This is a genomic window from Achromobacter marplatensis (assembly GCF_002209535.1).
GTDB classification, from domain to species: domain Bacteria; phylum Pseudomonadota; class Gammaproteobacteria; order Burkholderiales; family Burkholderiaceae_B; genus Achromobacter; species Achromobacter marplatensis.
In genome coordinates, this window is sequence record NZ_NJIG01000003.1 from 286364 (window position 1) to 304861 (window position 18498).

Annotated in this window: 16 protein-coding genes; 5 read left to right on the top strand and 11 right to left on the bottom strand. The window is 67.0% G+C overall.

Going from position 1 to position 18498, the window contains the following annotated elements:
• Window positions 1-29 precede the first annotated feature (29 nt).
• The 4 genes from tauA to pdxR all read left to right on the top strand — a co-directional run bounded on the left by tauA (window position 30) and on the right by pdxR (window position 4407).
• Entirely contained in the window at window positions 30-1058 is a 1029-nt protein-coding gene (gene tauA / locus CEY09_RS08290) for a taurine ABC transporter substrate-binding protein (protein WP_088588276.1), read from the top strand.
• 30 nt (window positions 1059-1088) lie between these two features.
• Window positions 1089-1925, top strand: a complete 837-nt coding sequence (locus tag CEY09_RS08295) for a taurine ABC transporter ATP-binding protein (protein WP_006223344.1) — start codon at window positions 1089-1091, stop codon at window positions 1923-1925.
• Window positions 1918-2745, top strand: coding sequence for an ABC transporter permease subunit (locus CEY09_RS08300; RefSeq protein ID WP_035212592.1), 828 nt, complete (start codon window positions 1918-1920; stop codon window positions 2743-2745). Before CEY09_RS08295 ends, CEY09_RS08300 begins: the two co-directional genes overlap by 8 nt.
• A 123-nt stretch (window positions 2746-2868) precedes the next feature.
• Window positions 2869-4407, top strand: a complete 1539-nt coding sequence (gene pdxR / locus CEY09_RS08305) for a MocR-like pyridoxine biosynthesis transcription factor PdxR (protein WP_088588277.1) — start codon at window positions 2869-2871, stop codon at window positions 4405-4407.
• Between the two features lie 33 nt (window positions 4408-4440).
• Here pdxR and CEY09_RS08310 read toward each other — a convergent pair whose 3' ends face one another.
• From CEY09_RS08310 to xsc, 11 genes are all read right to left on the bottom strand, one after another.
• Complete coding sequence (locus CEY09_RS08310; protein WP_088588278.1) at window positions 4441-5856, bottom strand: NAD(P)/FAD-dependent oxidoreductase; 1416 nt, start codon at window positions 5854-5856, stop codon at window positions 4441-4443.
• Between the two features lie 71 nt (window positions 5857-5927).
• Entirely contained in the window at window positions 5928-6320 is a 393-nt protein-coding gene (locus CEY09_RS08315) for a nuclear transport factor 2 family protein (protein WP_088588279.1), read from the bottom strand.
• Window positions 6321-6430: 110 nt separating this feature from the next.
• Window positions 6431-7405 carry a CobW family GTP-binding protein gene (locus CEY09_RS08320; RefSeq protein ID WP_088588280.1) on the bottom strand — a complete coding sequence of 325 codons (975 nt, stop codon included), beginning with the start codon at window positions 7403-7405 and terminating at the stop codon, window positions 6431-6433.
• Between the two features lies 1 nt (window position 7406).
• Window positions 7407-9062, bottom strand: a complete 1656-nt coding sequence (locus tag CEY09_RS08325; protein ID WP_088588281.1) for an amidohydrolase — start codon at window positions 9060-9062, stop codon at window positions 7407-7409.
• A gap of 25 nt (window positions 9063-9087) precedes the next feature.
• Window positions 9088-10113, bottom strand: coding sequence for an ABC transporter ATP-binding protein (locus tag CEY09_RS08330; protein ID WP_088588282.1), 1026 nt, complete (start codon window positions 10111-10113; stop codon window positions 9088-9090).
• Window positions 10110-11108: an ABC transporter ATP-binding protein gene (locus CEY09_RS08335; protein WP_088588283.1), complete on the bottom strand. Its 999-nt coding sequence runs from the start codon at window positions 11106-11108 to the stop codon at window positions 10110-10112. Before CEY09_RS08335 ends, CEY09_RS08330 begins: the two co-directional genes overlap by 4 nt.
• Window positions 11105-12007 carry an ABC transporter permease gene (locus tag CEY09_RS08340; RefSeq protein WP_088588284.1) on the bottom strand — a complete coding sequence of 301 codons (903 nt, stop codon included), beginning with the start codon at window positions 12005-12007 and terminating at the stop codon, window positions 11105-11107. The genes CEY09_RS08335 and CEY09_RS08340 overlap by 4 nt, the downstream gene beginning before the upstream one ends.
• Entirely contained in the window at window positions 12004-12972 is a 969-nt protein-coding gene (locus tag CEY09_RS08345; protein ID WP_006223354.1) for an ABC transporter permease, read from the bottom strand. Before CEY09_RS08345 ends, CEY09_RS08340 begins: the two co-directional genes overlap by 4 nt.
• Window positions 12973-12984: 12 nt before the next feature.
• Window positions 12985-14562 (bottom strand): ABC transporter substrate-binding protein, encoded by a 1578-nt coding sequence (locus tag CEY09_RS08350; RefSeq protein WP_088588285.1) that lies wholly within the window; start codon window positions 14560-14562, stop codon window positions 12985-12987.
• Between the two features lie 132 nt (window positions 14563-14694).
• The gene (locus tag CEY09_RS08355; protein WP_088588286.1) at window positions 14695-15633 is read right to left on the bottom strand and encodes a bifunctional enoyl-CoA hydratase/phosphate acetyltransferase; all 939 of its coding nucleotides are present in this window, start codon (window positions 15631-15633) and stop codon (window positions 14695-14697) included.
• Window positions 15634-15714: 81 nt separating this feature from the next.
• Window positions 15715-17526: a sulfoacetaldehyde acetyltransferase gene (gene xsc / locus CEY09_RS08360; RefSeq protein WP_088588287.1), complete on the bottom strand. Its 1812-nt coding sequence runs from the start codon at window positions 17524-17526 to the stop codon at window positions 15715-15717.
• Between the two features lie 161 nt (window positions 17527-17687).
• Between xsc and CEY09_RS08365 the strand changes: the two genes are divergently transcribed.
• Complete coding sequence (locus tag CEY09_RS08365; protein WP_006223358.1) at window positions 17688-18446, top strand: IclR family transcriptional regulator; 759 nt, start codon at window positions 17688-17690, stop codon at window positions 18444-18446.
• The last annotated feature ends 52 nt before the right edge of the window (window positions 18447-18498 follow it).

The following is an 18498-nucleotide window of genomic DNA, read 5'->3' on the forward strand; positions in this document are numbered from 1 at the left end:
GGCGCGGCCGATCCCTCCCGGAGACCACCATGAACGCGATATTCCGCCACATCCGCCGCTGCACCCTTGCCGGCCTGGCCGCCGCGCTGCTGGCCGCACCCGCTTATGCCCAGACCAAGCTGGTGGTCGGATATCAGCTGATCGTGGGCCCGTTCCTGTCCGCCATCGCGGACGGCAGTTTCGATTCCGCATTGAAGGAAGCCGGCTACCAGGTCGACTGGCGGCAGTTCACGTCCGGCGGTGATATCTCCACGGCGCTAGCCTCCGGCAATGTGCCGGTCGGCGTCCTGGGGTCCACCGGCATCACCTCGGCCGCCACCCGGGGCGTGGACATGCAGCTGTTCTGGGTTCTGGACAACATCGGCAAGTCCGAAGCGCTGGTCGCGCGCAACGGTTCCGGCATCAACAGCACCGCCGACCTGAAGGGCAAACGCGTCGCCACCCCCTTCGTATCGACCTCCCACTTCCACCTGCTGGTCGGGCTGGAGCAGGTGTGGAAGATTTCGCCGCGCGACGTGCGTATCCTGAACATGCAGCCGCCGCAGATCGTGGCCGCCTGGCAGCGCGGCGACATCGACGCGGCCTATGTCTGGCCGCCCGCGCTGACGGAAATCGCCAAGAGCGGCAAGATCATCGCCGATTCCCAGCAGATCGGGGCGGCCAGCGTGCCCACCTTCGACGGCATCGTGGTCGACCGCGCCTGGGCCGCCAAGAACCCGAAGTTCATGGCCGCCTTCACCGGCGTGCTGGCCAAGTCCTACGCCGACTACCGCGCCAACGGCGCCAAGTGGACGGCCGAATCCCCGCAGGTCAAGGGCATCGTGCGCCTGATCGGCGGCAAGCCCGACGACGTGGTTGAAGCGCTGGGGCTGCTGGTGTTCCCCACCGCGCAGGAACAGGCCTCGAACGAATGGCTGGGCGGCGGCAAGGAGTCGGGCGCGGCGCGGGCCTTCGCCGCCAGCGCCACATTCCTGAAGGACCAGAAGCAGATCGACCGCGCTTTGACCGACTACAGCCCGCACGTCACGGACCAATACGCGAAGGCCGCGGCCAAATAAACGGCCCGGCGCGCGACAAGGGGAGCCCGCATGACCATGCCGTCCACCTCCACCGCGCAGCGGCTCTGCGCGGAACAAGTCAGCGTCACCTATCCCGGTCTGCACGACAGCGGGCCGGTGGTTGCGCTGCAAAACGTCAACCTGACCATCCAGCCGGGCGAATTCGTCGTCGCGCTGGGCGCCTCGGGCTGCGGCAAGACCACCTTGCTCAGCCTGCTGGCCGGGTTCCTGTCCCCCACCGAGGGGGAAATCACGCTGGGGGGCCGCCCCATCGTGGGGCCGGGCGCCGACCGCGGCGTCGTCTTCCAGAAGCACGCCCTGCTGCCCTGGCTGAACGTACTGGAGAACACGGAATTCGGCCTGAAGCTGCAGGGCGTGGACAAGGCGACGCGACGCGCCCGGGCCCGCCGCAACCTGGAACTGGTGGGGCTGCAGGACTTCCATCGCCACATGATCTATCAGCTGTCGGGCGGCATGCAGCAACGCGTGGGCATCGCGCGCGCGCTGACCTGCGACCCCGCCATGCTGCTGATGGACGAGCCGATGGCGGCGCTGGACGCCCTGACGCGCGAAACCATCCAGGAACTGCTGCTGGATATCTGGCGCCAGACCAGCAAGATGTTCTTCTTCATCACCCACAGCGTGGAAGAGGCGCTCTTCCTGGGTTCGCGGCTGATCGTCATGTCGCCCCGCCCGGGCCGCATCACGCACACCTTCACGCCGGACTTCAACCGGCGCTACCTGGAGACTCGCGATGGACGTGGCATCAAATCCAGTCCCGACTTCATCGCCATGCGCGAAGAAGTCCTTGGCATCATCTACGGCGACGAGCGCGCCGCCGCCTCGCCCGAAGCCGTCCATGTCTAGGAACCGGTCGGGGCACAAGCCCGCGACGCCCGGGATGGTCTACGGCGCCCCGGGCGCGGGCTACAGCGGGCACATCAGCCTGTTGACCAGCCTGGCATTGATCGCCCTGTGGTTCCTGGTGACCAGCGCAGGCTGGGTGCGGCCACTGTTCCTGCCGTCCCCCATTGCGGTCTACGACAAGTTCGTCTCGGCCATGACGGACGGTGTTGCCAATTCCACCCTGGCCGAGCATGCCCTGGCCAGCCTGACGCGCGTCTTCAGCGCATTCTTCCTGGCCTGCCTGACGGCGATTCCCGTGGGCATCCTGATGGGCGTGAACCGCTATGCGCGCGGCATCTTCGACCCGCCCATCGAGTTCTACCGCCCGCTACCGCCGCTGGCCTACCTGCCGCTGATCATCATCTGGTTCGGCATCGGCGAATTCCCGAAGATCCTGCTGATCTACCTGGCCATTTTCGCGCCCATGGCGATCGCCGCGCGGGCCGGCGTGCGTTCGGTGTCCATCGAACAGATCCATGCCGCCTACGCGATGGGCGGCACGCGGATGCAGATCGTCTGGCACGTGATCCTGAAGGCGGCCATGCCCGAGATCTTCACGGGCATGCGTATCGGTATCGGGGTGGGATGGACCACGCTGGTCGCAGCCGAAATGGTGGCCGCCGACCGGGGCCTGGGCTTCATGGTGTTGAACGCCGCCCAGTTCCTGGCCAGCGACACCGTCATCATGGGCATCATCGTGATCGGCGTGTTCGCCTTCGCCTTCGATCTGCTGGTGCGCTACCTGGAGAAATTCGCCATCCCCTGGAAGGGACGCATCTAGGACGTTTTCCAACAGGGCAATCCCCCATTTCTTCCCCCTGGCCGCTCCTCTATCCTGAGGCACAGATCCGGACCCCGCCCGCAGCGTGCGGCGGGGTCCGCATCGCCGTCACAAGGAGCCGTCATGTCCAGCCAGGCCTCGATGCTCAAGCCTGTGTTGTGGGAACGCCTGTTCGAAAGGGAAAGCGCACCCAACCTCAGCCTGCAGGGCCGGGTGCGCCAAATGCTGGTGTCGGCCATCCTCAGCGGCCATCTGCCGCCCGGCATGCCAGTGCCCTCCAGCCGGCAACTGGCCGATCAACTGCACATCGCCCGCAATACGGTCGTGTTCGCCTACCAGCAACTGGTCAGCGAAGGGTATCTGGTGTCGCGCGAACGCAGCGGCCACTTCGTCTGCGATTCCGTCATGCAAGGGCATTCCGGTTCGGCCGCGGATGCCGCGCACGCGGCGCCGCCGGATACCGTGCCGGACCCGCAGCGCGTGCGCTGGGACGAGCGACTGCGCTTCCGGCCGTCGCGGCAACGCAATATCACCAAACCTCAAGACTGGCAGAAGCAGCCCTACCCCTTCGTGTACGGCCAGTTCGACCCCGACCTCTTTCCCACCGCCGAGTGGCGCGAGTGCTGCATCAAGGCCCTGTCCGTGCTGGATATCCGCAGCTGGGCACCCGACCTCATCACGCACGATGACCCGACGCTGATCGAACAGATCCGCACGCAGGTGCTGCCCCGCCGGGGCGTCTGGGCCGACGCCGAGGAAATCGTCATCACCGTGGGCGCGCAACACGCGCTCTACCTGCTGGCCGATCTGCTGGTCAACGACGACACCGTGGTCGGCATGGAAGACCCCGGCTACCCCGACGCCCGCAACATCTTCGCTAGCCACACGCGCCACTTGCTGCCGCTGCCGGTGGACGAACGCGGCCTGTGCACGGGCACGCACCTCTTGGGCTGCGACTACGTCTTTGTCACGCCCGGCCATCAATGTCCCACCACGGTGACGCTGGCGATGGAGCGCCGGGAAAACTTGCTGGCGCTGGCGCGCCAGGCCGACAGCATGATCATCGAAGACGATTTCGAAAGCGAAAGCCGCTGGGGCGAAGGCGCCATTCCGGCACTGAAAAGCCTGGACCGCGACGGCCGTGTCATCTATGTCGGCAGCCTGGCCAAGTCGTTCGCGCCGGGCCTACGCATTGGCTACATCGTCGCGCCGCGCGAACTGACGCGCGAACTGCGGGCGTTGCGCCGGCTGATGCTGCGCCACCCATCCGCCTATATCCAGCGCGCCTTCTCGCTGTTCATTTCGCTGGGCCATCACCATTCGCTGCTGCGCAAACAATCGCAGGCCTACCAGAAGCGCGGCGCCGAGCTTGCCCAGGCGCTGGCCCGGCACCTGCCCGACTTCAAGGCGATCCCCATCACAGGTTCTTCGTCCTGCTGGCTGGCCGGGCCGCCCTGGCTGGACGCCGCCGAATTGTCCGAGGCCGCGCTGGCCGAAGGCGTCGTCGTTGAACCCGGCAACGTGTTCTTCATGAACGGCACGGAGGCGCCCCGCAACTACCTGCGCGTGGGCTTTACGTCGATCCGGCCCGAGCATATCGGGCCGGGCATCGAAAAGCTGGCGCAAGTGGTGCGCCGGTACCGCATGCGTGCGGCGGCGTAGGGCTTGCCCTCTGGTCCGGGCTGCAATGCCCGGCTACAGGTGTTCGTCCCGCAGGTGGTACCAGCGGTACAGCAAGCCCTGCCCGATCCGCCGAAATGGCGCGAACAGATGCCCCGGCAACGGCGAATCGTAGATGGGCAGGTCCCAGGCGGGCCCGTCCTTACCCATCATCCGTTCGGCCAGGCGCTTACCCGCGTGCGCCGAGAACGCCACGCCGTTGCCGCCGTACCCGAACGCGTAGTACACCGGCAACGCGGGATCCGGCTGGGTCACGCGCGGCATCATGTCGTGGCTGACGTCCACCCAGCCCCACCAGGAGTAGGCGACGTCCACGCCCCGCAGCGACGGAAACTTGCGCGCCAGGCCTTCGCGCAGCAGCGCCAGATGCCGGGGATGCTGCGCATCGGCGCCGCGCAAGGCGCTACGGCTGCCGATCTGCATGCGGCCGTCCGGCAGCAGGCGGTAGTAGAAGCGCAAGGTGCGCGTATCGGTGATGAACACGGTGCTTTTCAAGCCCGCGGCCTCGCGTTCGGCGGGTGACAGCACCCGCGTGACCAGCGAATTCGACAGCACCGGCATGATGCGGTTGTCCAGCAAGGGGTTCACGCCCTGGGCGGTATAGCCACCGGTCGCGAACGCCACGCGGCGCGCCCGCACCACGCCGCCCGGCGTCTCCAGCAGGATCACGCCGTTTTCCACACGCCAGCCCAGCACCGGACTTGACGGGTGCACGCGTACGCCCAGCGCCCGCGCCTGACGCAAATAGCCGTATGCCAGCTTCAGCGGGTGCACGCCCACGCCGTCGGGCTCGTGCATGGCGCCGACCGCTTCGTGGTCGTCGACGTAACGCTCGCGCAGTTCCGCTTTGCTGAGCATCTTCGCGTCGTAGCCGAACACCTCCCGCATCACACGGGCCTCGTTCTGCAGAAAGCCCATCTTCTTCTGGCGGTGCGCCGTGTATAGATGCCCGCCCGGCTGCGCATCGCAATCCACCTGCGCGACCAGGCTCTTCCAGTATTCGAAGCCTTCGCGGATCTCCGCGTCCAGGCGGCGGGCGGTATCCAGCCCCCAGCGCGCAATCCACTGCGACCGGTACAGACGCCCAGACGCATTCTGCCCCTGGCCGCCGTTGCGGCTGGTGCAGCCCCACACGACGCGGTTGGCTTCCAGCACCACGGCGCGCACGCCGAAGTCGCGCGCCAAGGTCAGCGCCGCCGACAGGCCGGTGAAGCCCGACCCCACGATCACCATGTCGGCGTCGACGTCGCCCTGGATGGGGCCGTCGTCCTCCGGCGGTTCGCCGGCGCTGGCGACCCAGTACGTAGGCGCGTAGTCCTGCCCCCGGCCGGGCGGCGACACCAGGGGGTCATAGGTCGGGTTGTAGGCGTTGGCCCCTGGGGTGGCCGCGCGAGGCGGGCGGGAGGTGTCGAAGGGCATTTGGGTATCCATGCTTCGAATCCGAGTCCTGGGTGTGTCCGGGAAAGTGCCGGGGGGGTGTCCGGGGCTTGACAGGCCGGGCCTCAGGCACGGACCGGCAGCGCCGGGCGCTGCTTGCGGAATGCGTTCTTCACGCGGATCTTGCCGTCCTGGAACGTGAAGACATCGACCATGTCGGCCTCCACCCGCGAGCCGTCCGCGGCGGTACCGGTGAACGTGCATTCGGACACGCCGCGGTCGCCTGCCACCCAATGCCGGCCGTTGTTCCATTGCGCGTCGGGAAAGTTCTTCCACGCCGCGGCGAACGCGGCGCGGACCGCCTCTGTTCCGGTGTGCCGGCTGCCGCAGGCCTCGGGGCCGCCCACGGTCTCGAACACGCAGTCCTCGCTCATGAAGCTCATCAAGGCATCGATATCGTGGCGGTTCCAGGCGGCCGCGAATTCGGCCAGCATTTCCACGGTGACGGTCTTGTGCATTGCCAACCCTCCGATAGACGCCGGCGCGGCATGCGCCCGCGTACAGGATCCAAGGTAAGTGAGCGGTCCCGCAGGGTCTAGAACCAGAAAAGGGAAATCGCTTGCACCAGTCATGACGCCGTGGCGGGCGCAAGCATCGCGGAGACTTGTCGCGGATCGATCGCGTCGCGCAAGCCGATGAACACCAACCCGGTCGCGCCCAATCCATCGGGCGGCGCGGCCTGCGTGTCGTAGCGCACGCGACGGCCTGCCCATTGCACCAGCACCAGACCGTGCCGGTCAGTGCGGACCCATCCCTTGGCCCTCAACAGTTGACGGGGCATTTGCCGCAACTGCCCCGTCAACTGGTCGGCATTCAGCGTGCCCGACGCTTCCCAGAGCCAGCTTTGGAAGGGATGGTCGGGGTCCTGCCCAGGCATCGCGCCGCGATGCCCGGCGTGGCCGCAGCCCGCATGCGCACACTCGTGGACAGACGCGCCCGGCATCGCCTCGCCCGACAGATAACGCAGGTCGACGCGCCCTTCCCGCGCGTCAATCATGGCCGCGCCCTGCGTCACGTCCTTCAGCCACCCCTGAACCTCGGCCAGCGCTCGCGGCGTCGCCAGGTCTGTCTTGTTCAGCACCAGCAGATCGGCCGCCTTCAACTGCCGCGCCACGGTATCGCTCAGCAAGGGATCGGCGGCCAATGCGCGCACGTTCGCCACATCCACCAACACCACAACGCCTTCCAGTTGCAGCAAGGGGTCGCACATGCCCACCTGCGCGATCCGCGAGGGGTCCGACACGCCGCTGGCCTCGATGACGATCCATTCCGGCAGCGGGTCCAGCGCAAGCACACGCGCCAGCGCATCATCCAGGCCACCAGCCATCGAGCAGCACACGCAGCCGTTAGCCAGACGGATCACCGCGTCCGCACGTTGCGCGACGAGACCCGCGTCGATATCGATCGGCCCGAAGTCATTGACCAGCACTGCCGCCCGGCGGCGGCTGGTGCTCAGCACATGGTTAAGCAGGGTCGTCTTGCCCGCGCCCAGAAAGCCGCCGACGACCGTCAGCGGAATGCGCGCCGCGCCGGTGGCGGCCATCTCAGGCGCCTTCCAGCGCCAACGGCCGTCCGCCGACGACGGTTCCCAGCACGGCGACGTCCTTCAACCGGTCGGCCGGCACCGTCGTGGGATCGTCTTCCAGCACGCAGAAGTCGGCGTACTTGCCCACTTCGATGGACCCGACCAGATGGTCCATGTGCAAGGTATAGGCGGCACCCAGCGTGACGGCATGCAGCGCCGCATCCACGCTGATCCGCTCGGACTCGCCCAGAATGCGGCCCGAGGCCGTTTGGCGGTTGACCGCGCACCAGGCGGTGAACAAAGGTCCAAGCGGCGTGATCGGCGCATCGGAGTGGATCGAGAACGGGACCCCCGCGCGCGCCGCCGACGCACAGGCGTCCATGCGGTTGGCGCGGTCGGGCCCCATGGTAAGTGCGTAATGGGCGTCGCCCCAGTAGTAGAGATGGTTGGCGAACAGGTTGGCGCACATGCCCAGGCTGGCCATTTTCCGGAACTGCGCCGCATCGGCCATCTGGCAGTGCTGCAACGTGTGGCGGTGGTCCCGGCGCGGCGTGCGGCGCAGGGCAAGGTCCACGGCCTCGATCGCACGTTGTGTGGCTTCATCGCCATTGGTGTGGATGTGCAATTGCACGCCGGCATCGTGATAGGCCTGCACGGTCGTGTCCAGCTCGGCGGGCGCGATGACCCAGATGCCGTTGGGGGCTCCGTTGTAATAGCCGGGCCAGCGCACCCGGGCGGTGAAGCCCTGGATCGATCCGTCCACCACCAGCTTGACCATGCCCAGGTGCAGCTTGTCGTGATTCAAGCGCTTGGCGGCCGCCAGTTTTTCCAGGCAGCGCGCGGGATCACCGGCATACGTCAGCGCCGAGGCGGCGGGCACGATGCGCACGGGATAGTCGGGTTCGGCCGTGATGCGCGCCAAGGTCGCCACGCCCTCGTCGCCCAGTTCGTTGACCAGGTCCGTGGCGGTGGTCACGCCCGCCCATTGCGCCACCTTGCCAAACATGCGCAGCCCGTCTTCCGACAGCCCAACCGTGCGGAACGGGCTGCCAATCAGCCGCATGACCGGAAACATGGCCGCAAATTCGCACAGCTCGCCGCTGGGCTGGCCGTCGTCCATCCGCGTCACGCCTTCGATGTCGGTATCGCGGTCGATGCCGGCCCGGGCCAGCATCGGCGTGTTCACGTTCATCAGGTGCATGCTGGCGTGCATGACAACAACGGGGCGCGCCGCGGACACACGATCCAGATGCTGGACGCCCATGCGCTGGCCGTCGAAGAAGATGGGATCGAAGCCCCAGCCGATCAGGGTTTCTCCCGCCGGCAGGCTGCGTTCGGCCTCGCGCAGCCGGTCGGCCACCGCGTCGAAACTTTTCAGGCCTTCCCAAAGGCGGCCATCGGGCCCACGGCGATCATAGAAGCCCACGTACACGAATTTCCACATGCCGCCTTCGGGCAGATGGCAATGCCCTTCCACCAGGCCGGGCATCAGCACCCTGCCGGCATACCGGTCGTCCACGTCCGCCGGCCCCCAGCCTGCCAGGTCTTCCCTGCTGCCCACGCCCAGGATGCGGCCGTCCCGCACCGCGACGTGGGTGGCGCGCGGCTGGGCCGGGTTCATGGTCAGGATGCTGCGGGCGGCGTAGATCGTCGTCTTGCCTTCAGGCCGGGTCATCGAGGGTTCCTTGTGACGGTTGGATTCAGCCCTGCAACGGCGCCACCACGGCGCCGTCGCGGACCTCTACGAAATGGCAGGCAACGCGGTGGCCCGGCACGACTTCGCGCAGTTCGGGCTCGCGCGTCGAACAGGCGGGCTGCGCGGCGGGGCAACGGCCGGCAAACCGGCAACCCGGCGGCGGGTTCACCGGACTGGGTGGGTCTCCCATCAGCCGCACGCGGCGCGCGGCCGATTCGCGCCCGCCCTTGACTGTCGGTACCGCCGACATCAGCGCCACGCTGTAGGGATGCAGCGGGCGCGTGAAGAAGGCGCGGCGCGAAGCTTGTTCGATGATCTTGCCCAGATACATCACCGCGATGTCGTCGCAGATGTGCTCGACCACGGCCATGTCGTGCGAAATGAACAGGAACGATTGCCCCTGCTCCCGCTGGATACGCCGGAGCAGGTTCAGAATCTGCGCGCGGATGGCAATGTCCAGCGCCGACACCGGCTCATCGCACACGATCAGGTCCGGCGCGCTGGCCAGCGCCCGGGCCACGTTCAGGCGCTGCCGTTGCCCACCGGAAAACTGGTGCGGAAATAGTTGGCGCTGTTCGGGCCGCAGACCCACCATTTCAAACATTTTGGCCACGCGCGCTTCGCGCCCGCCGGGCGGGTCGATGCGCATCAAGTCCAGCGGCGCCCGCACAATGTCTTCGGCGCGCTGGCGCGGGTTCAGTGACGAATACGGATCCTGGAACACCAGCTGCAGGCGGCGTCGCATCTGCCGCAACGAGGCGCCGCCCAGGGCGGTCAGGTCGGTGCCGTCGAAATGGATGGAACCCGCGGTTGGGTCCGCCAACCGCAGTACGGACAGCGCCGTGGTGGTCTTGCCGGAGCCGGACTCGCCCACGATCGCCAACGTACGGCCACGTGCCAGGTCGAACGACACGCCGTCCACCGCCTTGACCACGACCGGCTTGCCGTCGGCGCCCTTGCCCCCCACGGGAAAGTGCACGGCCAGGTTCCGGACGGACAACAATGCGGGAACATGCGATTGCGGCGTCATGCGGCCTCCTGATAGAGCCAACAGGCCACGTCCTGGCCCTCGTCCACGCGCACCAAGGGCGGGAATTCACTGCGGCAACGCGCCAGCGACCGGGTGCAGCGGTCCAGAAAGGGGCACCCCACGCCGCGGTCCCATACCGAGGGCACCACGCCAGGTATCTCGGGCAGGTCCGGCCGGATATCGTCGGGTTCGCGGTCCAGTTCGGGCAGGCAGGCGATCAGCCCCTGCGTGTAGGGATGGCGGGGATGCGCCAGGATCTGCCGCACGCCGCCCTGCTCCACGACCCGCCCGCCGTACATCACGACGACGCGATCGGCCATTTCCGACACCGCGCCCATGTCGTGCGTGATCAGCAGAACGGCAGTGCCGCGCCGCGCCTGCTGCTCGCGCAGCAGGTCGAAGATCTGCGCCTGGACGGTGACGTCCAGCGCCGTGGTCGGTTCGTCGGCGATCAGGACGTCGGGATCGCAGGCCAGTGCAATGGCAATCATCACCCGTTGGCGCATGCCACCGGACATCTGGTGCGGGTAGTCGTCCACGCGCCGCTCGGGCACCGGGATGCCCACCGACTTCAACATGTCGATGGCGCGCGCGCGGGCGTCGGCGCGGCTTAGGCCCTGGTGCAGCCGCAAAGGCTCCGCAATCTGGTCGCCCACCGTGTACACGGGATTCAGCGCGGTCATGGGTTCCTGGAAGATCATCGAGATCTTGTTGCCGCGCACCCGCCGCATGGCCTCGTCGTCGTGCAGCGCCAGGTCCGCGCCCGACAAACGGACGCGGCCGGCGCCGATCCGCCCCAGCGCCGGGATCAGCCGCATGATGGCCAGCGCCGTCATGCTCTTGCCGCAGCCGGACTCCCCGACCAGGCACAGGGTTTCGCCTGCACGCAGCTGGAAGCTGACCTGGCTCAATACCTCCGCCACGCGGCCACGCGAGCGGAACTCCAGGCTGAGCGCCTCGACTTCCAGGGCGGGAACTTCCAGGCGCGCGTTCATGAGCGCCCCCGCGACGTGGGATTCAATGCGTCGTTCAGTCCGTCGCCGATCAGGCTGACGGCCAGCACCGTCAGGAAGATGGCCGCGCCGGGCAGCGTCACCGCCCACCACGCCGTCAGGATGTAGGGGCGGTTACTGCCGATCATCAGCCCCCAGCTCATGATGTTGGGGTCGCCCAGCCCCAGGAACGACAGGCCCGCTTCGAACAGTATCGCCGTGCCGATGGCCAGCGTGGCCGACACGATCAGCGGCGCCAGCGCGTTGGGCAGGATCACGCGCCAGATGATGCGCGCGTCGCCCGCGCCGATCACGCGTTCGGCCAGCACATATTCCCGCCGTTTCAGGCGCAGGAACTCGCCCCGCGCCAGCCGCGCGGTGCCGGTCCAGCTGACCACGCCGATCGCCACCGCGATGGTCGCAAGCGATGGGGTGAACAACGTCACCAGCACCATCGCGAAGAGCAAGGTGGGCAGCACCTGGAAGAATTCGGTGATGCGCATCAGCGTCTCGTCGACCCAGCCGCCGTAGTAGCCGGCCAGCGCGCCGACCGTCAGGCCGATGGCCATCGACAGCACCGCGGCCACCACGCCGACCAGCAAGGTGGCGCGGCCGCCATAGACCATGCCGGTCAGCACGTCGCGCCCCAGGTAGTCCGTGCCCAGCAGCATCTCGCCGCCGGGCGGTTCCATGGGCGCGCTGGCGATCTCGAACGGGTCCGCCTGCATCAGCATCGGACCGAAGATCGTCACCGCCAGGATGGCGGCCAGCAGCAGCACCCCGAAGACGGCCGACGGATTGCGGACGAACACCCGCAAGGCCTCGTAGGATTGCCGCGACGGGGCGCGCGACGCCGTGGCAGCTACGGCAGGCAGGGGAATCACGGAAGGCGCTTGGCTCATGATGTCTTGATCCGAGGATCGATCAGGCGGTAGGCCAGATCGGTTAGCTGATTCATCACCACCACCAGCAGCGAGGCGAACAGCAGGATGCCCAGCAATGTCGGGTAGTCGCGCCGCAGCACAGAGTCGAACGCCAGCCGCCCCAGCCCGGGCCAGTTGAAGACCGTCTCGACGAGGATGGCGCCTGCCAGCACGTTGCCGAACTGCAGGCCCAGCATGGTCACCACCGGCAGCACGCCATTGCGCAAGGCGTGCTTGTACAGGACCGAGCGCTCCGGCAACCCCTTGGCGCGGGCCGTGCGGATGTAGTCGGCGGACAGCGCTTCCATGACACTGGCGCGCGCCAGGCGGCTGTACTGCGCCAGGTAGACGAACGCCAGCGTGAACGCCGGCAGCGCCAGGTGATGCAGCACGTCCACCACACCCGCCCAGCCGTCCTGCGGCCCACCCGCCGACCGCATGTCGGACACCGGGAAGACCGGCAGCACCGACGCAAACAGGATGATCAAAATGATGCCCGTCCAGAAAACCGGCGCCGAATAGCCCACCACAGACAGCAGCGTGATGCCTTGCGACAGCGGTCCGTTGGGCTTCCTGGCGGCCAGTGTGCCCAGCAGCGTGCCCACGATGAAGGCGCTGAACACCGAGGTCACCACCAGCAGCAGCGTGGCGGGCACGCGATCCCAGATCAGGTGGGCGACGGGTACGTTGAAGAAGTAGGAATAGCCCAGGTCGCCGCGCAGCACCTGCGCCAGGTACAGGCCCAACTGCACCAGAAAAGGCTTGTCCAATCCGTACTGCGTACGCAACTGGGCCCGCAGGTCTTCGCTGATGCCGCCCATGGAACCGGCGATGGTCTCGACGGGATCGCCGGGCGAAATATGGATCAGCAGGAAATTCAGCGTCACCACGGCCAGCAGCAACAGGCCCGCGTAGGCAAGACGGCGCAAGATGAAACGCAGCATGGCGGCTCCGCCTTATTGCAGGTAGACGTCGTCCAGCGGCGACAACATGCCCCATATCCCCTCGGGCATGCCGTGCACCTTCTTGGACGTCAGCGTGTGGTACGGAATCACCGTCAGGAAATCGATCGGCACGTCTTCGGTGACCAGGCGCTGGAACTCGGCGTATTGCGCCCGGCGCTTCTCCACGTCGGTCTCCATGCCCGCCTGCGCCAGCAGCTCGTCGACCTTCGGGTTGGAGTAGGACTGCGTATTGGTCCAGATGATGTCGCGGATGTTGCTGGACAGGTAGGTGCGGTGCACGCCGATGACCGGGTCTCCCCAGTTGAAGACAATATCGGTCGTCATGTCGAAATCATGGCTGGCGATGCGCTTGGCCCAGGTCGGAAAATCGGGCGATGCGCGCACCTGCACCGCGATGCCCACCTTCTTCAACTGGCTGCGCAGGTACTCGGCCACGTTCTTGCCCTGCACGTCCGAGCCGGGCATGTAGTCCACCGTCAGCGTCATGCGCTCGCCCTTGGCGTCCTTCTTGAAACCGGCCTCCTCCAGCAGCTGCTCCGATTTCTTGAGGTCCAGCGGGTACTTCTTCACGTCCGGGGTGGCGTAGGGGCTGGTGCCCACGATCGGGCCGTCAGCGGGTTTGGCGAACCCCGCGTTCAACGCCTTGGTGATGAAGCCCTTGTCGGTCGCGTAGGCGATGGCTTGCCGCACGCGCACGTCGTTCAAGGGCTTGCGCGCCGTATTGAAGGCCAGCCAGCTCAGCGCACCGATGCCCTCGTAGCCGCGATTGGTCATGACGATGGCGGCGTTGTCCTTGGCGCGCCGCAAGATGGTCGGCTCGGTCATGAAGGGCAAGGCCCCGATGTCGCCACGTTCCAGCCCGATCAACAGATTGGTGGCGTCCGGATTGATCTTCACCACGATGCGGTCCAGATACGGCTTGCCCGGCAGGAAGAACTTGTCGAACCGCTCCAGCACGATCTCCTGGCCGGGCTTGAATTCCTTGAACTTGAATGGGCCCGACCCCACTACGTCCGTCGAATTCCGGGGATGCGTCTTGATGTCTTGCCCATCGTCGTAGATATGCTTGGGCAACACGGGCATCAGCGCCGGCGACAAGGCCAGCAGGATCGCCGGGTGCGGCTGGCTCATGCGCAGCACGGCCGTATAGGGATCGGGCGTCTCGACGGATTGCACGGGCGCAAACATGGTCTGAAACGGGTGATTGTTCTTGACCACCATGACCGAGAACGCCACGTCTGCGGACGTAATGGGCTTGCCATCATGAAACACGGCGTCTTTGCGCAAATGCAGCGTCAGGGACTTGCCGTCCGGCGCCAATTCCCACGATTCGGCCAGATAGGGTTGCGGCTTCCAGTCCGCGTCGTAACGCAGGGGGCTGGCAAAGAGCTGCGCACTGGGCAGCGCGGTTGCCGTACCCGATTGCACCGCGCCGTTCAGATGTCGGGGCACCTGGGTCGATCCCACGACCAGCGTGCCGCCGGGCTTGGGCGCATCCGCCGCCACCGCCCCGCCCGCCATCGCCATCACCGCCAGAATCGTTGCCAAGCCTTGTCGTGCGCTGCGCATGATTTTTCCCTTGATGTGTTTGCTACACCGGCCACTCGTTGGATGGCTTTCGCGTAAGCGTAGCCATCCAATGGACCAGGCCTTAGTACCAAACAGGCAGAGTCTTTGGTGCCAGCGACGCCAGCGAGACGGTCATGCGGAAACGGCGGCGCTTGCCGCGCAGGCGCGTGCATACAGGACGGCGACCGCGCAGCTGTTGACGCGCGCCTGCATGGAGTCGGAGCGGCTGGTCAGCAACACCGGCACACGCGTGCCCAGCACGAGGCCGGCCGTGCCCGCACCGGCCAGCCAGGTCAGCTCCTTGTAGAGCATGTTGCCCGCCTCGATGTCGGGCACCAGCAGGATGTCGGCGTCGCCGGCCACGCGCGACACGATGCCCTTCTGGTCCGCCGCGTCGCGCGAGATCGCGTTATCGAACGCCAGCGGCCCATCGATATCGCCGCCCCGGATCTGCTGCCGGTCGGCCATCTTCGACAGCGCGGCGGCGTCCAGCGTGGCCGGCATCGACGGATTGACGGACTCGGTCGCGCACAGCACCGCAAGCTTCGGGCGCGTCACACCCAGCGCCCGCGCCAGGTCGATGGCGTTCTGGGCGATGTCCGCCTTTTCCTGCAAGGTCGGCGCGATGTTGACGGCCGCGTCCGTCAGGATGAACAACTTGGGATACGCGGCTACCGCCATGACGAATGCGTGGCTGATGCGGCGGTCCGTGCGCAGCCCGGATTCGCGGGCCACCACGGCCGACATGAAATGGTCCGTGTGCAGGCTGCCCTTCATCAACATGCTGGCCGCGCCATCGCGCGCCAAGGCGGCGGCGGCCCGCGCGGCAAGCTTCTCGTCATCCGGCGTGTCCACGATCTCAAGTTCGCCGGCACGCACGCCCATCTCGGCCAGCAAGGCCGCGATGCGGCGCGCCGGGCCCACCAGCACCGGCTCGATGTAGCCGGCGTCCCGCGCCTGAACGGCCGCGCCCAGGCTTGCCGGGCACAGGGGATAGGCCACCGCGGTGCGCAGCCGCCCGGCCGATAGCGCGGCATCGCGCAGGGGTTCGAACAATCGGTCGATTGCCATGGGTACGTGCTCCTGCCGCGGATGTCCGCAAGGTCAAATGGAATGCCTGCGGCGCGGCACCGGCCGCGCCGCAGGCATCGGTCACCCCTTGACGGGATCGATCGACAGCGGCACTTCGCCCGAATGGAACGGTTGGTTCACGTACTGCTTGTACTTGTCCAGCAAGCGCAGCGGCTGCTTGAGCGCGTCGCGCCGGAACGGGTCGCCCAGTTCCTGGCTGACCATCATCTCCAGCACCGTGGTCTTGCCTTCCGACTGCGCCTTGCAGGCGGCCTGCAACGCGGCGCCGACCTGATCGGCGTGCTCAACACGGATGCCTTCCGCGCCCATCGCACGGGCCAGTTCCGCGAAGCTGGGGTTGATCAGGTTGCTGCCTACGAAGCGACGCCCGTAGAAGTCCACCTGGTTCTTCTTTTCCGCCCCCCACTGCCCGTTGTGAAAGACCACCGCCGTCACAGGGATCTTCTCGCGCACGCAGGTCAGCAATTCCTGGAAGCTCATGCACCAGGCGCCATCACCCACGTAGGCCACCGCCGGCCGGTCGGGGCGGCCCAGCTTGGCGCCGATCAGCGCCGGCAGCGCATAGCCGCAGTTGCCGAAGCTCATGGCGGCCAGCATGGAGTTCGGTTCGTCAAAGCGCAGATAGCTGTTGGAGACCGAGCAGATGTTGCCGATGTCGGTGGATACCATCACCTGCTTGGGCATCGCGCGTTCCAGCTCGCGCAGCATGCGGCGCGGATGCATGCGGCCGCCGCCGTGTTCGATGATGTCCAGGCTCCAGTCGTCGCGCTCGTGCGACCACCCGTCCAGTTCCTTTTCCCATTCGGCCTTCTGCGACGCGATCTCGTCGCCGCGCGCCGTCTTGGTACGCGTGCAGGCCACGTCGCGGTCCTTCAGCTTGGCGGTCAACGCCGCGGCGGCCGGCCGCGCGTCGCCGCAGATGCCCACCGACACCGGACGCACCAGGCCCAGCATGCGGTGGTCGGCGTCCACCTGGATGATGCGCGCGCCTTGCGGCCAATAGTCCAAGCCGTGCTGCGGCAAGGTGCCGAACGGCCCCAGGCGCGTCCCCAGCGCCAGCACCACGTCGGCTTGAGACAGCAGTTTCATGCCGGCCTTGGCGCCCTGATAGCCCAGCGGCCCGCACCACAGCGGGTGGCTGGCGGGGAACGCATCGTTATGCAGATAACTGGTCACTACCGGCGCGCCCAAGAGTTCGGCCAACGCCACGCATTCAGCTTGGCCTTCCGAGAACAGCACGCCGCCGCCCGCCACGATGACCGGGAACTTGGCCTCGGCCAACAGGCGGGCCGCCGCTTCCAGGTCTTCTTCCGAGCCCGGCCCGCGGCGGATGCGACGTGGTTCCGGGATGGCCACATCGATTTCGCCGTAGAAGTAGTCGCGCGGAATGTTCAGTTGCGTGGGGCCGCGTTCGGCCATTGCATTGTCGAAGGCCTTGGCCGTGAATTCCGCCATGCGGTCCGGGCGGTTCACATGCGCCTGATACTTGGTGATGCGCGAAAAGATGGGCAGCTGTTCGGTTTCCTGGAAGCCGCCCAGCCCCATGCCGGACGTGCCGGTCTCGGGCGTGATCGCCACCACCGGGCTGTGCGCCCAATACGCGGCGGCCACGCCGGTCACGAAGTTGGTGATGCCGGGGCCGTTCTGCGCAATGCATACGCCGTGGCGGCCCGTCACCCGGGAATAGCCGTCCGCCATGTGCGCGGCGCCCTGCTCGTGCACCGTGGGCACGAAGCGGATGCCTGCGGCGGGGAACAAGTCCAGCGCATCCATGAAGGCCGAACCGACGATGCCGAATACGTCTTTGACGCCCTGCGCGACCAGCGTTTCAACAAACGCTTCGCTGGGGGTCATGTGTTGCTTGCTGCTCATGGTCTCTCTCCTGGCAGGCCGGCGCTTGTGTGGTTGCATCGTGGCCGGGGTGATTCGATACTGCCGGAGAAAACCCGCCCGTCCCACCCCTCTGCGTTTCATTTTCTGTAAAATCCGTGCGACGATGGGCCATTGGCCGCCGAATCTTCAAATATTGAAAGATGAAAGACGAATCCTCCGCCGCGTTGCGCGCGCTGACCTTGCTGGAGCAGGTCGCCCGATCCGAATCACCCGTGTCGCTGGCAGCGCTGACCGACGCCACCGGGCTGCCCAAGCCGTCCGTATTGCGCATCCTGACGCGCCTGGTCGAGGCCGGCATGTTGCTGCGCGAACCGGCCGGCAAAAGCTACGTCAGCGGCCCCCGCCTGAGCGCGCTGGCGCGCGAGACGCTGCTGAATTCGCCCTTGCGCGGCGAACGCCACCGCATCCTGGACAGCCTGGTCGATGAAATCGGCGAAACCTGCAACTGCACCATGCTGGACGGCGACGAAGTCATCTACCTGGACCGCGTGGAAACCGCCTGGCCGCTGCGCGTGAACCTCCAGACCGGGTCGCGCGTGCCGCTGCACTGTTCGGCCAGCGGCAAACTGTTCCTGGCCCATATGCGGCGCGAGCCCCGCGCGCGGCTGCTGGCCGCCGCCCCCTTGCCGCGATACACGCCGAACACCTTGTGCGACGTCGCCGCGCTTGAGCAAGAGCTGCGCGCCATCAAGAAAGAAGGCGCCAGCTTCGACCGCGAAGAATTCCTGCTGGGCATCGTCTGCATGGCCGTGCCCATCCTGCATGGGCCGCGCGTCATCGCCGCCGTAGCCCTGCACGCGCCGGTCGCCCGCCTGTCCATCGACGGCGCGCGAGCCTGGCTGCCCCGCATGCAGGAAGCGGCCCGAGCGCTGGCGGGCACATACGAACCGCAGCCGTAGCCTGCGGCGGCATGCGCACTACGTCCCTGATTTGATTTATCTGGGCGCCCGG